Origin of the sequence: Micromonospora sp. NPDC052213 (genome assembly GCF_040679695.1) — a bacterium.
GTDB lineage: Bacteria > Actinomycetota > Actinomycetes > Mycobacteriales > Micromonosporaceae > Micromonospora.
Window position 1 is genome coordinate 58,393 of record NZ_JBFAVI010000016.1, and the last position, 13,486, is coordinate 71,878.

Here is a 13,486-nt window from a genome sequence, read left to right on the forward strand (position 1 = left end):
GCCGCACGGGTGAGAGAGAGGTGACGTGCCCCGCGCCGCCGCGGTGCCGGGGCGGTCCGAGCGCCCGGCGGTGGCCCGTCGCGATCGGGCCTGGTCACGGGCTCAAGCATGCGGCGTACGCGCCCGGACGGCAACGCAATTTGCCCGTTCGCCGGGCCGGTCGGCGGGGCCACGTCCGGCGGGGGCCGGGCGACAGGCCGGCCAGTGAGCCCGGCGCACCCATCCCGGGCGGTTGCCGGGATCCGGGGCTGGGCATTGACGGTGGTCAGGTTAGCCAGTAGACCTTGGTGATGGAGGCCCGCCGATGAGGAAAGCTCCGCTCACGTTGGAACAACTGCGGGTCGCCATCGCCGAGGGCGAGATCGACACCGTGGTGCTGGCCCTGGTGGACATGCAGGGCCGGTTGCAGGGCAAGCGGTTCCACGCCCCCTACTTCCTCGACCACGTCGTCGCGCACGGCAGCGAGGGCTGCAACTACCTGCTCGCCGTGGACGTCGACATGAACACCGTCGACGGGTACGCGATGTCGAGCTGGGAACGCGGCTACGGCGACTTCGCCATGGTGCCGGACCTCGACACGCTGCGTCGGGTGCCCTGGCAGCCGGGCACCGCGCTGCTCCTGGCGGACCTGGCCTGGCCGGACGGGTCAGGGCCGGTGGCCGCCTCGCCCCGGCAGATCCTGCGCCGTCAGCTGGACCGGATGGCGGGGCACGGGCTGACCGCGTACGCCGGCACGGAGCTGGAGTTCGTGCTGTTCCGCGACTCCTACGAGGACGCCTGGCGGCGCGGCTACCGGGAGCTGACCCCCGCCAACCAGTACAACGTGGACTACTCCCTGCTCGGCACCGCCCGGGTGGAGCCGCTGCTGCGCCGCATCCGCCGGGAGATGGCAGGGGCGGGGCTGACCCCCGAGAGCGCGAAAGGGGAGTGCAACCTGGGCCAGCACGAGATCGCCTTCCGCTACGACGAGGCGGTGGCCTGCGCCGACCACCACGTCATCTACAAGAACGGGGCGAAGGAGATCGCCGCCCAGGAGGGCATGTCGATCACCTTCATGGCCAAGCCGAACGAGCGGGAGGGCAACTCCTGCCACATCCACTTCTCCCTGCGTGACGCGGACGGCCGGTCGGCGCTGCTCGGCGACGGGCCGGCGCACCTGTCGGCGACCGGGCGGCGGGTGCTCGCCGGGCTGCTCGCCACCATGCAGGAGTTCAGCCTCCTGTTCGCCCCGAACGTCAACTCCTACAAGCGCTACCAGCCCGGATCGTTCGCCCCGACCGCGCTGCGGTGGGGCACGGACAACCGCACCTGCGCCCTGCGGCTGGTCGGGCACGGGCAGGGCATGCGGGTGGAGAACCGGGTCCCGGGGGCGGACGTGAACCCGTACCTGGCCATCGCCGCGCTGGTCGCCGGCGCCGTGCACGGCATCGAGCGCGGGCTGGAGCTGGGCGAGGAGTGCACCGGCAACGCGTACGACGACCCGGCCGCCGAGCGGGTCCCCGGCACGCTGCGCGACGCCCTCGGCCGGTGGGAGTCCTCGACGGTGGCGGGGGAGGCGTTCGGCGACGAGGTGGTGGCGCACTACGCCAACCAGGCGCGGGTCGAGCTGGCCGCCTTCGACGCCGCCGTGACCGACTGGGAGCTCTTCCGTGGCTTCGAACGCCTCTGACCTCGACCGCGTGACCGACGGGAAGGGGTGGCCCGTGACCGAGGTGGTGAATCCGGCGACGGGCGAGGTGGTCGCGGTCGTGCCGTCGGCGTCGGTCGACGAGGTCGACGCGGTGATCGGGCGGGCGGACGCGGCGTACCCGCGGTGGCGGGCGGTGGCGCCGGGGGACCGGGCGCGCCTGCTACGCCGGTTCGCCGCGCTGGTGGACGCGCACCTGGAGGAGCTGGCGCAGTTGGAGGTGCGCAACTCGGGGCACACCGTCGGCAACGCGCGGTGGGAGGCGGGCAACGTCCGGGACGTGCTCGACTACTACGCGGGCGCGCCGGAGCGGCTGACCGGGCGGCAGATCCCGGTGCCGGGCGGGCTGGACGTGACGTTCCACGAACCGCTCGGCGTGGTCGGGGTGATCGTGCCGTGGAACTTCCCGATGCCGATCGCCGCCTGGGGCTTCGCGCCGGCGTTGGCGGCCGGCAACACGGTGGTGCTCAAACCCGCCGAGCTGACCCCGCTGACCGCGCTGCGCCTGGCCGAGCTGGCGCGCGAGGCGGGGCTGCCCGAGGACGTGTTCACGGTGCTGCCGGGAGCCGGGTCAGTGGTGGGGGAGCGCTTCGTCACCCACCCCGCCGTCCGCAAGGTCTGCTTCACCGGCTCCACCGAGGTCGGCACCCGGATCATGGCCGGCTGCGCCGCCCAGGTGAAGCGGGTGACGCTGGAGCTGGGCGGCAAGAGCGCCAACCTGGTCTTCGCCGACGCCGACCTGGAGAAGGCGGCGGCGACCGCCCCGTACGCCGTCTTCGACAACGCCGGCCAGGACTGCTGCGCCCGGTCCCGGATCCTGGTCCAGCGGCCGGCGTACGACCGCTTCCTGGAGCTGCTCGAGCCGGCGGTGCGGGCGTTGCGGGTGGAGGATCCGACCCGGGAGACCGCCGAGATGGGCCCGCTCATCTCCGCCGGCCAGCGGGACCGGGTCGCGGGGTACGTCGACGGGGCGACCGTCGCCTTCACCGGCTCCCGCCCCGACGGCCCCGGCTTCTGGTACGCCCCGACGGTGCTGCTCGCCGACTCCACGGCGGACCGGCACTGGCGGGAGGAGATCTTCGGCCCGGTCGTCTCGGTGCTCCCGTTCGACGACGAGGCCGACGCGGTGCGGCTCGCCAACGACACCGAGTACGGCCTGTCCGGCTCGGTCTGGACCCGGGACGTGGGTCGCGCCGTGCGGGTGGCGCGGGCGGTCGCGGCGGGCAACCTCAGCGTCAACTCGCACGCCTCGGTGCGGTACTGGACCCCCTTCGGCGGCATGAAGCGCTCCGGGCTGGGCCGCGAGCTGGGCCCGGACGCGCTGCACGCCTTCACCGACGTCAAGAACGTGTTCATCGCAACGGAGGAGTGAGGCGCGTGCAGGGTCGTCTTCAGGACCGGGTGGCCGTGGTCACCGGTGCGGGCAGCGGGATCGGGCTGGCCACCGTGCGGCGGTTCGCCGCCGAGGGGGCGCGGGTGGTCTGCGTGGACATCGACCCGGAGGCCGGCAAGCGGGCCGCCGACTCCGTGGGCGGCGAGTTCGTCGCGGCGGACGTCGCCGACGAGGCGGTCGTACGGGACCTCTTCGACGGGGTGGCCGAGCGGCACGGGCGGGTCGACATCGCGTTCAACAACGCCGGCATCTCCCCGCCGGAGGACGACTCCATCCTGGAGACCGGGCTGGACGCCTGGGAGCGGGTGCTGCGGGTCAACACCACGAGCGTCTACCTCTGCTGCAAGCACGTCATCCCGCACATGCGCCGGCAGGGCAAGGGCTCGATCGTCAACACCGCCTCGTTCGTGGCGCTGATGGGGGCGGCCACCTCGCAGATCGCGTACACGGCGAGCAAGGGCGGGGTGCTGGCGATGACCCGGGAACTGGGCGTGCAGTTCGCCCGGGAGGGCATCCGGGTCAACGCGCTCTGCCCCGGCCCGGTCGCCACCCCGCTGCTGCTGGAGCTCTTCGCCGCCGATCCGGAGCGCGCGGCCCGCCGGCTGGTGCACGTGCCGATGGGGCGGTTCGGCAGGCCGGAGGAGATCGCCGCCGCGGTGGCCTTCCTCGCCAGCGACGACGCCTCCTTCATGACCGCCGCGCAGTTCGTGGTCGACGGCGGCATCACCGGCGCGTACGTCACCCCGCTGTGAGCCCGCGCCCTCCGCATGGCGGGGGAGGCGCTGTCGGGCAGCCGACGGCCGGCCGAGGCGTACGTAACCAGCGACCAGGGCGTGGCATGCGTTACGTTGCTGGCCCGTCAGGGTATTGAGCGGGGCACGGCCGGACGGATCATCGGGCCGAGGCGGGCAAGGCCGGAGCGGGAGGCTGCATGAGCTCGGCCCAGGGGGGCGTGGACGAGGGGTGCCCGTCCGACCGCGTCCGGGAAGCGGAGTTTCCCCCGCTGCTCGCCGCGGCGTTCGCGGCCGGCGGCGAGATGGGCGAGCGGATGCGCACGTTCGACTGGTCCACCACCCCGCTGGGCACCCCGGACCGCTGGCCGGCGGCGCTCTGCGCGGCGGTCGGCATGATGCTCGCCTCCAGTGCCCAGATCGTCATGTTCTGGGGCGAGGAGCAGCTCGCCTTCTACAACGACGCCTACCGGCCGACGATCGGCGGCAAGCACCCGGACGTGCTGGGCCGGCCGGCCCGCGAGCACTGGGCGGAGACCTGGGACGTGCTCGGGCCGCTGCTGGAGGGCGTCCGCCGCGGCTGCCGGTCGTACCGGGCCGAGGACCATCCCTTCCCGCTCGACCGGCACGGCTTCCTCGAGGAGACGTACTTCGACGTCTCGTACGACCCGATCCTGGGCGCCGACGGCACCGTCGACGGCATCTTCTGCATCGTCAACGAGACCACCGGCCGGGTGCTCGGCGAGCGCCGGCTGCGGCTGCTGGCGGAGCTGGGCAGCGAGCTGGCCGAGGTGGGCAGCACGGCGGAGCTGGGCCGGGCCGCCGCCGCGGTGTTCGACCGGCACCGGCCGGACGTGCCGTTCGCCCTGGTGCACCTGCCCGACGACACCGGCCGCCTCGCGCTGGCGGGGCGCAGCGGCGTCGACGCCGCGGCGGTCACCACGCCGTCCCCGGCGTCGCTCGCCGAGGTCGCCGCCGGCGGCGCCGCCACCACCGTCGCCGTGACGGACCTGCTCGCCCGGGTCCCGGCCGACGCGACCGAGCGGGCGCTGGTGCTGCCGGTCACCGCGGCGAGCGAGACCGTCGGGACGCTGGTCGTCGGCCTCGCCCGCCGGTTGCCGCTGACCGACGAGTACCGCGACTTCTTCGACCTGGTCGCCGCGCAGGTCTCCCGGGCCGTCGGCAAGCAGCAGGCGTACGAGCACCAGCGCGCCCGCGCCGCCGAGCTGGCCGCCCTCGACCGGGCCAAGACCAACTTCTTCGCCAACATCAGCCACGAGTTCCGCACCCCGTTGACCCTGGTGCTCGGCCCGCTGGAGGACCTGCTCGCCGACCCGGCCTTGCCCGAGGCGTACACGGACCGGCTCACCACCATGCACCGCAACGCGCTGCGGCTGCTCAAGCTCGTCAACACGGTGCTCGACTTCTCCCGGCTGGAGTCCGGTCGGCTGGCCGCCCACTACCAGCCGACCGACCTGGCGGACTACACCTCCCGGCTGGCCAGCACGTTCCGCTCGGCGACCGAGCGGGCCGGGCTGCGCCTGGTGGTGGACTGCCCGCCGCTGCCGGCACCGGTCTTCGTGGACCGGGACATGTGGGAGAAGATCGTCCTCAACCTGGTGTCGAACGCGGTGAAGTTCACCTTCGACGGGGAGATCCGGGTGCGGGTCAGCGCCGTCGACGGCGCTGCCCGGCTGGAGGTCGCCGACACCGGCGTCGGCATCGTCCCCGAGGAACTGCCGCAGGTCTTCGAGCGCTTCCACCGGGTGCCGGGGGCGCGCTCGCGCACCCACGAGGGCACCGGGATCGGTCTGGCGCTGGTCCGCGAGCTGGTCGAGATGCACGGCGGCGAGGCGGCCGTCCGCAGCCGCGTCGACGAGGGCAGCACGTTCACCGTGACCGTCCCCTTCGGCGCCGGGCACCTGCCGCCCGAACGGGTCGCCGACGCCGGCCCCCCGGCGCCGGTCGAGCTGGTGTGGGCCGACCAGTACGTGGCGGAGACCGCCCGCTGGGCCGACGCCGCGGGGGCCGGGGCGACCCGGCTGGCCGGGGCGGGTGCCGCCGGGCGGATCCTGGTCGCCGACGACAACGCCGACCTGCGCGAACACGTCACCCGGCTGCTCTCCCCGTCGTGGGAGGTGGTCGCGGTGACCGACGGCGTGGAGGCGCTGCGGCTGGCCGTCGACGGCGCGTTCGACCTGGTGCTGACCGACGTGATGATGCCCCGGCTGGACGGCTTCGGGCTGGTCGCCGCGCTGCGTGCGGACGCGCGTACCCGGCACGTGCCGATCGTGCTGCTCTCGGCCCGCGCCGGCTCCGCCGAGGCGGTCGCCGGGCTCTCGGCCGGCGCCGACGACTACCTCACCAAGCCCTTCTCCGGCCAGGAGCTGATCGCGCGGGTCCGGGCCAACGTCGAGCTGGGCCAGCTCCGCGGCCAGATCATCCGCGGGCTACGGGCGCTGGCCGACGCCGCGGTGGCGGTCAACACCGCCCGATCCACGGCCGACGTGCTCCAGGTCGCCGCGCGGCACGCGCTCAGCCTCGCCGAGGCCGCCCGGGTGGTGGTCTCGGCGACCGGGATGCACTTCGAGGCCGACGGCGGCGGGTCGACCCCCGTCGAGCCGTCCTTCGTGCTGCCGCTGACCGGCACCGTCGGCGAGCAGCTCGGCGAGCTGCGGGTCTGGCGGCCGGACGGCGACGGTGCCCACACCGACGAGGCCGCGCTCACCCAGCTCGCCCGGCTGGTCGGCGTGCGGCTGGAGAACGCCCAGCTCTACGAGGCCGAGCACCGCATCGCCACCACGCTCCAGCACAGCCTGCTGCCCCGGTCGCTGCCCCAGCTGCCGGGCGCCGTCGTCGCCGGCCGCTACCTGCCGGGCAGCGCCGACGTGGAGGTCGGCGGAGACTGGTACGACGTCGTCGCCCTGGGCGACGACGAGCTGGTGCTGGCCATCGGCGACGTGGTGGGCAAGGGCGTCCGCGCGGCCGCGGCGATGGGCCAGCTCCGCAACGCGCTGCGGGCGTACGTGCTGGAGGGGTTCGACCCGGGGGAGTCGCTGACCCGGCTCAACCGGCTGGTCGGGACGACGGAGGCGCGCTCCTTCGCCACCGTGGTCTGCCTCTGGTTCAGCCCGCGCACCGGCCGGCTGCGGTACGCCAGCGCGGGCCACCCCTCGCCGCTGCTGATCCGGGGAGACGACGTGGCGTTCCTGCACGACCGGGCGCTCGGCCCGCCCGTCGGGGCGATCCCGGACATGTCCTATCGGACGGTCGAGGGTGAGCTGACCCCGGGCAGCCGGCTGCTGCTCTACACCGACGGGCTGATCGAGGACCGGCAGCTCGACATCGACGACGCGCTGGCCCGGCTCAGGCAGGACGCGGCGACGCCCGGCGAGCACGTGACGGACGTGATCGACGCCGTGGTCCGGCGGATCGCCGGGCGGCCCCTGCGCGACGACGTCGCGGTGCTGGCCCTGGAGGCGGCGGAACTCCACCGGTTCGCGCTGCGGCTACCGGCCGACCCCGCCCGGCTCAGCGTGCTGCGCAAGCGGCTGGAGGACTTCCTCGTCGCCCACTGCGTCAACGAGACGGACCTGTTCGACCTGACCGTCGCCGTCTCCGAGGCGGCCGCCAACGCCATCGAGCACCCCGTCGACCCCGCGGAGCCGACGATCGCCGTCGAGGTGGTCATCGAGGATCGCACCGTGCTGGCCACCGTGCGCGACAGCGGGCGGTGGCGGGAATCGACCGGGTCGGGCTTCCGCGGGCGGGGGTTGTCCCTCATCAAGGCGCTGGGGGAGCTGTCGGTCACGCGTACCCCCGAGGGGACGGAAGTGACGCTGCGCCGGCGGCTGGCGGACTGAGCACCCGCCCGGCGGCGGCCGGAGCGGCGCGGCCCGAGGTCAGGCCGGGCGGAGCCAGGTCTGCTCGCCCAGGCCGGCGATGTCCAGCACGCGGCGGACCTGCCGGGACGGCAGGACGGCGAGGGCGTCGGGGAACTGCTGGGCGAGCCGGACCACGGCGTGGATCGCCGCCGAGTCGAAGAAGGTGACCGCCCGCAGGTCGAGCGTCACCCGCTCGGCCGGCTCCCGCAGCACGGTCTGGACCATCGTGTCGGCGGTGGCCATGTCGACCTCGCCGGTCACCACGACGCGGACGTGACCACCGTCGGCCTCCGCGCTGGCGGAGAATACGGGAGGCGCGCCGTCCCCTTGATCCACGCAGCCACAATGGCACAGCCTCCCGGGCGCGGCAACAACCGGGCCGGGCGGGCGGTGGCGGGGGCCGCCCGGCCCCGCGGCGATAGGCTTGCGTCATGACCGTCCGTGCGCCGCTGACCCCAGGCACGCTCTCCCCGTTGCGGCCCGTGCCCGCCCACATCGTCCGCCCGGAGTACGTGGGCAAGAAGCGTCCCCAGGAGTGGCGCGGCTCGCACGTGCAGACCCCGGAGACCGTCGAGAAGATGCGGATCGCGGGTCGGCTCGCCGCCCAGGCCACCCAGCTCGCGGGTGAGCACTGCAAGCCCGGTGTGACCACCGACGAGATCGACCGGGTCGTGCACGAGTTCCTCTGCGACCACGGCGCCTACCCGTCGACGCTGGGCTACAAGGGCTTCCCCAAGTCCTGCTGCACCAGCCTCAACGAGGTGATCTGCCACGGCATCCCCGACTCCACCGTGCTCGCCGACGGCGACATCATCAACGTCGACGTCACGGCGTACATCAACGGGGTGCACGGCGACACGGACGCCACCTTCTGCGTCGGCGAGGTCAGCGAGGAGGCCCGACTGCTGGTCGAGCGGACCCACGAGGCGATGATGCGCGGCATCCGCGCGGTCGCCCCGGGCCGCCAGATCAACGTGGTCGGCCGGGTCATCGAGTCGTACGCGAAGCGCTTCGGCTACGGCGTGGTCCGCGACTTCACCGGCCACGGCATCGGCGAGTCCTTCCACAGCGGGCTCTACGTGCCGCACTACGACAGCCCCCGCCCGACCGACGTGATGGAGCCGGGGATGACGTTCACGATCGAGCCGATGATCACCCTCGGCACCCACCAGTACGACATGTGGGACGACGGCTGGACGGTGGTCACCAAGGACCGCAAGTGGACCGCGCAGTTCGAGCACACCATCGTGGTGACCGAGGACGGCCACGAGATCCTCACACTGCCGTGACCGACACCCCGGCGGCGCTGCGCGAGGCGCACCACGCGGACGTGTCCGGCGGCTGGCTGCGGCCCGCCGTCTTCGGCGCGATGGACGGCCTCGTCACCAACATCGCCCTGATCGCGGGCGTCGGCGGCGGCGGGGTGTCGCCCCGCAGCATCGTGCTCACCGGCACCGCCGGCCTGGTGGCCGGCGCCATCTCGATGGGGCTGGGGGAGTACACGAGCGTCCGCTCGGCAAACGAGCAGGTCGCGGCCGAGGTGGCCAAGGAACGCCGCGAGCTGGAGCGGCACCCCGAGGCGGAGGCGCGCGAACTGGCCGAGGCATGGGTCGCCCGGGGCCTGCCGCACGACCTCGCCATGCAGGTCGCCGAGGCCGTGCGGCGCAACCCGGAGGAGGCGCTGCGGGTGCACGTCCGGGAGGAGCTGGGCGTCGACCCCGACGACCAGCCCAGCCCGTGGGCGGCCGCGATCTCGTCGTTCCTGTTCTTCTCGGTCGGGGCCCTGGTGCCGCTGCTGACCTACCTGTTCGGCTCGACCAGCCTCTGGCTGGCGCTGGCCGTCGGTGGGCTCGGGCTCTTCGCGGCCGGGGCGGTGGTCGCCCGGTTCACCGCCCGGGCCTGGTGGTCCGGCGGCCTGCGCCAGCTCCTGCTGGGCGCCGCGGCGGCCGGCGCCACCTACCTCGTCGGCGCCCTCATCGGCGTCCAGGGCGCCCTCGGCTGACGCCGCGGCGTGGCCGGCGGACGACGGGTGGGGACGACGTCGGCTGTCCGGTCCAGGTGCGGGCTGCGAGGGCGACGCGTTGACGTGCGGTTCGCGGCCCACGCCTGACGGGCAGAGCAGGGGCTGGTCCGGCTGTCAGGTGAGGGCGTTTTCCAGCACGCGGCGGTTTCGCAGGAGCCAGGCGGCGGCACGGGCCCGCCACGCCATCGCCCACAGCGCCTGGGCATGGCAGGTCATGTCCGGAGTGACACCGGCGTCGTCTGCCTCGAACGCGGTGTCGGAGACGACGAACTCGACGATGCGGTCGAGAAAGCCGCGACGCTGGTTGGCTGACAGACCGTAGGCGTCGACGATGGCGCGCAGGTGCCGTGCCCGTTCGGCCAGGGGCGGCAGTCCTTCGAGTTCGGCGACGATGTCGTCGTGGAGTTTGGCGTTGAGCCAGCTCGCTTGCGCCAGTTCGACCAGCGGATCGACCGGACCGGCGAACTCCCAGTCGATGAGGGCGACCGGCATCCCGTCGCGGGCCACGATGTTCCAGGGGGCGACATCGCAGTGGCCGATGACCCGGGCGCGGCTGCCCAGATCACGTCCGTGCCAGGGGAACCACACCGCGTCGGGTGGCGGCTGGTAGGAGGCGGTGGCGTCGTGGAGATCCCGCAGTAGTCGTCCGACGGCGGCGGCGCCGTCCAGGCTCCACGGGCCGGGCTGGGTGAACTCGCCCTCGATGAAGGTCAACGTTTCGCGGCCGGTGGAATCCAGGCCGGTACCGACCAGGCGCGGTGCCCCCTCGAACCCGACCCGCTCCAGGTGCCGCAGCAGTGTGTGCACGGCCGGCGTCCACGGACCGGCGTCCCGGACCACGACCTGCCCACGCCGATGGACCGCTGTCCGCCCTCCACCGGTCAACTCGATGTCGTCTGGCGACTCCAACTCGGGCACGTCGGCATTCTCGCGCAGCGGGTCAGCCGTCGAGAAGGTCGTCGACCGTGCCGTCGACGGGTCGGCCCCGGGCCGTCAGCTCCGCCGCCTGGCGGGCCAGCACGGCGCCCACCTCGGTCATGTCCGCGCCGGCCAGGCCGGTGCGCCGCACCGCGTCCCCGGGGTCACGGAAGTAGGTGCGGCTGAGCAGCCCGCTCACGGTGGCCGCCGCCAGCCGTGCCTCGCCGAGCATCAGCAGGGCCTGGTCGGTCTCGTACCACCCGGCCAGCCGGGCCGCCCGGGCGTGCGCCGCGCTGCCCCTGTACCACGCCTGCCGGGCCGCCGTGCTGAACTCGGCCGGCCGGGCACGGGCCAGCCGGCCCAGGTGCTCGTCACGGAGCGTGCGCAGCCAGCCGGTCGGGTCGTGCAGCGCCCGGGTGCTGACGTACCGGTCGGCGGTCAACGGCCAGAGCGGGGAGATCAGCCGGGCCTGGCGGAGGTAGTCGTCCGCGCCGGCCACGGTCAGGTCGACCAGCACGCCGTCGACCCGCCGGGTCGCCGGGGGCGGGCCGCCGCCGGGCCGGTAGGTCACCACCAGCAGCCCGACCTCGCCGTCCCCGCCGCCGTCGTCGTCGCCGTGCGCGAGCGGGCCGTGCACGGCGACGGCGAGCACGTCGGCCGGGAAGCGCCGGCGGGCGGCGTCGGCGACCCGCTCGGCCACCGCCCAGCGTGGATCGCCCAGGTGCGGGTCGCCGCCGGAGGCCACGCCGTCCACGTCCACGCCGACCACCTCACGCCCTCGCCGACCGGGCCGCCCGTCGCGAGCCGGCCCGCGGTGTGGCGGCGGCGCAGGTCACCGCACCAGCCTAGTCGCGCCCGCCCGATCCGCCCGGCCCGCCGCGCCCGGTGGGGACCAGCCGGAAGAGGAGGATCTCCCGACCGCCGGCCCGCCGCACGTACGTCTGGTAGGCGGGCCACTGGTCGACCAGCAGCCGCCACAACCGCTCCCGTTCGGCGCCCGCGGCGGCCTCGGCGCGTACCGGGACCCGACGGCCCTTCACGTCCACCTCGGCGGCCGGGTCGGCGAGCAGGTTCAGCGCCCAGCCCGGCTGGTGGGTCTGGCCGAAGTTCGTGCCGACCACCACGTACGCGCCGCCGTCGGACACGTACAGCAGGGGGTTGCTGCGCGGCCGGCCGGAGCGCCGGCCGGTGGTGGTGATGACCAGCGACGGGACGAGCCCCAGCGCCACCACCCGGCCCCGGGTGAGCCGCCCGACCACCCGGTCGGCGGGGACGAGCAGGCGGACGGCGGCGCCGAACCACCGGTGGTGGCCGACGCGGCGGGTGAGGGCTCCCAGGACGGGCACGGGCACCAGTGTGCCCGGTCCCGGCCGGTCAGTCGAGGCGTCGCTCGACCGGCAGCCGGGACCGGGTGAACAGTCCCGCGCCGAGCATCGCGACCAGCGGCACCACCACCAGGACGCCGAGGGTGGCCCACGGGACCACCACCGGGTACGGGTCCTGGACCGGCCACGAGCCGGCGTACCGGCGGTTCAGGGCCGTCAGGATGATCACGGCCGAGCCGAGGCCGGCGACGATGCCGAGCGCCGAGCCCAGCACGGCGATCACCCCCGCCTGGCACAGTGACAGGAGCCGGCGCAGGCCGGGGCCGGCGCCCACCGCGGCCAGCGTGGACAGGTCGGCGCGCCCCTCGGCCGCCGCCAGCCCGGTGGCGATGCCGGCGGCGCCCACGGTGATCACTCCGGCCGCGGCGGCCAGCAGGAGCAGCACCGGCCGTCCGTCGTCCGACCGGTCGCCCTGCTCGATCTCCACGTGGACGTCGAGCGGGCGCAGCGCGGTGGCGAACCGGTCCCGCCGGCCCTGGTCGGGTGCCCCGTCGGCCGCGACGGCCCAGCCGAGCGGGCGGGTGGCCAGCCCGAGCCGGTCGGCCGCCCGCCGCGAGAGCAGCAGCCGCTCCGTCGGCACCCCCGTGCGCAGCGCGTACGCGGCGACGGCGGTGGGCGCCGAGGCCACCGGCCCGGCCGGTCCCGACCCGTTCACCACCACCTCGATCCGCCCGCCCACCACGTAGCGCGGATCGGTCACCACCGCGCCGCCGGCGCGCAGCACGGCGGTCGCGGCGGCGACGTCGGCGGGGTCCGCGCCGGTGAGCAGCGGCAGGGCCGGCCCGTCGTCCACCAGCACCTGGAAGTACGCGCCGTGGAGGTCGTCGCCCCGGCAGCGGGCGTCCGCCCGGGCCTGCCGCCGCTCGGCCTCGCTCAGGCCGTCACCGACCGGCCAGGGACACGCCCGGTGCGGCGGCAGCACCGGAGCGACCGAGCAGGGCTCGGCCTCCGTCGTGCACCGCACCCCAACCAGCGACGCCACCGTGGCGGCGCCGAGCTGGTCGCGGGCCGCCTCGGTGACCCGGGCCAGGGCGGGCGCGGTGTCCAGGTCCGGCCGGTGCACCAGCACGGTGCCGGCGGGCAGGCTCGGCTCGTACGTCGCGGCACTTCGCGCGTGGTCGCTGGCCAGGTACACCCCGACCGCGACGCTGCCGGCGACCGCCGCCATCACCGCCGAGATCGCCGGGGCGGTTGAGGAACGGTTGCGGCTGGCGTCGCGCAGCGCGATCCGGGGCGCCAGCGGGAGCGACCGCCCGAGCCGGGCGAGCAGGCCGACCAGCGTCGGGGTGGCGAAGACCAGCCCCAGCTCGCCGAGGACCAGGCCGGCGAGGACCACCGGCGGCGACGTCCGGGCGGCCCCGAACGCGGCCAACGCCGCCCCGCCGGCCGCCATGCACACGCCGGCCGTGAGCCAGCGCCGCGGGGGCGGGGGGGGGGTGGGGCGGCGGGCCAGCCCGGCCACCAC

At 74.9% G+C, this 13,486-nt stretch carries 10 protein-coding genes and 1 pseudogene; 6 read left to right on the plus strand and 5 right to left on the minus strand.

Translation table 11 applies throughout. The features are described 5' to 3' along the window. Nucleotides 1-304: 304 nt before the first annotated feature. The 4 genes from AB0L34_RS06970 (at nucleotide 305) to AB0L34_RS06985 (ending at nucleotide 7,674) form a co-directional block, all read left to right on the plus strand. A complete protein-coding gene (locus AB0L34_RS06970) occupies nucleotides 305-1,669 on the plus strand; it encodes a glutamine synthetase family protein (RefSeq protein WP_363702570.1) in 1,365 nt (454 codons plus the stop codon). Nucleotides 1,670-1,703: 34 nt separating this feature from the next. After that, nucleotides 1,704-3,059, plus strand: a complete 1,356-nt coding sequence (locus tag AB0L34_RS06975) for an aldehyde dehydrogenase family protein (protein WP_363702572.1) — start codon at nucleotides 1,704-1,706, stop codon at nucleotides 3,057-3,059. Nucleotides 3,060-3,064: 5 nt separating this feature from the next. Next, nucleotides 3,065-3,832 (plus strand): 3-oxoacyl-ACP reductase, encoded by a 768-nt coding sequence (locus tag AB0L34_RS06980; protein WP_363702574.1) that lies wholly within the window; start codon nucleotides 3,065-3,067, stop codon nucleotides 3,830-3,832. Between the two features lie 179 nt (nucleotides 3,833-4,011). Next, entirely contained in the window at nucleotides 4,012-7,674 is a 3,663-nt protein-coding gene (locus AB0L34_RS06985) for a SpoIIE family protein phosphatase (RefSeq protein ID WP_363702576.1), read from the plus strand. A gap of 39 nt (nucleotides 7,675-7,713) precedes the next feature. Here AB0L34_RS06985 and AB0L34_RS06990 read toward each other — a convergent pair whose 3' ends face one another. Further along, a complete protein-coding gene (locus tag AB0L34_RS06990; RefSeq protein ID WP_363702578.1) occupies nucleotides 7,714-8,031 on the minus strand; it encodes an STAS domain-containing protein in 318 nt (105 codons plus the stop codon). 95 nt (nucleotides 8,032-8,126) lie between these two features. Here AB0L34_RS06990 and map point away from each other — a divergent pair, with 95 nt between their 5' ends. Further along, nucleotides 8,127-8,984 carry a type I methionyl aminopeptidase gene (map, locus tag AB0L34_RS06995; RefSeq protein ID WP_357453238.1) on the plus strand — a complete coding sequence of 286 codons (858 nt, stop codon included), beginning with the start codon at nucleotides 8,127-8,129 and terminating at the stop codon, nucleotides 8,982-8,984. Then, nucleotides 8,981-9,697: a VIT1/CCC1 transporter family protein gene (locus tag AB0L34_RS07000; RefSeq protein WP_363702580.1), complete on the plus strand. Its 717-nt coding sequence runs from the start codon at nucleotides 8,981-8,983 to the stop codon at nucleotides 9,695-9,697. The genes map and AB0L34_RS07000 overlap by 4 nt, the downstream gene beginning before the upstream one ends. Nucleotides 9,698-9,832: 135 nt before the next feature. Here the strand turns inward: AB0L34_RS07000 and AB0L34_RS07005 are convergent, their stop codons facing one another. The 4 genes and pseudogenes from AB0L34_RS07005 to AB0L34_RS07020 form a co-directional block, all read right to left on the minus strand. Continuing rightward, nucleotides 9,833-10,525: a phosphotransferase gene (locus AB0L34_RS07005; RefSeq protein WP_363702582.1), complete on the minus strand. Its 693-nt coding sequence runs from the start codon at nucleotides 10,523-10,525 to the stop codon at nucleotides 9,833-9,835. 133 nt (nucleotides 10,526-10,658) lie between these two features. Next, nucleotides 10,659-11,396, minus strand: coding sequence for a nucleotidyltransferase domain-containing protein (locus tag AB0L34_RS07010; RefSeq protein WP_363702584.1), 738 nt, complete (start codon nucleotides 11,394-11,396; stop codon nucleotides 10,659-10,661). Nucleotides 11,397-11,481: 85 nt separating this feature from the next. Then, nucleotides 11,482-11,982 (minus strand): nitroreductase/quinone reductase family protein, encoded by a 501-nt coding sequence (locus tag AB0L34_RS07015; protein WP_363702586.1) that lies wholly within the window; start codon nucleotides 11,980-11,982, stop codon nucleotides 11,482-11,484. A 28-nt stretch (nucleotides 11,983-12,010) separates the two neighbouring features. After that, nucleotides 12,011-13,486: pseudogene (locus tag AB0L34_RS07020) on the minus strand (ABC transporter permease); the annotation flags it as partial.

Bases quoted from the DNA above. Each gene is read 5' to 3' on its own strand.
- AB0L34_RS06985 (WP_363702576.1), top strand. From the start codon at position 4,012: ATGAGCTCGGCCCAGGGGGGCGTGGACGAGGGGTGCCCGTCCGACCGC.
- AB0L34_RS06970 (WP_363702570.1), top strand. From the start codon at position 305: ATGAGGAAAGCTCCGCTCACGTTGGAACAACTGCGGGTCGCCATCGCC.
- map (WP_357453238.1), top strand. From the start codon at position 8,127: ATGACCGTCCGTGCGCCGCTGACCCCAGGCACGCTCTCCCCGTTGCGG.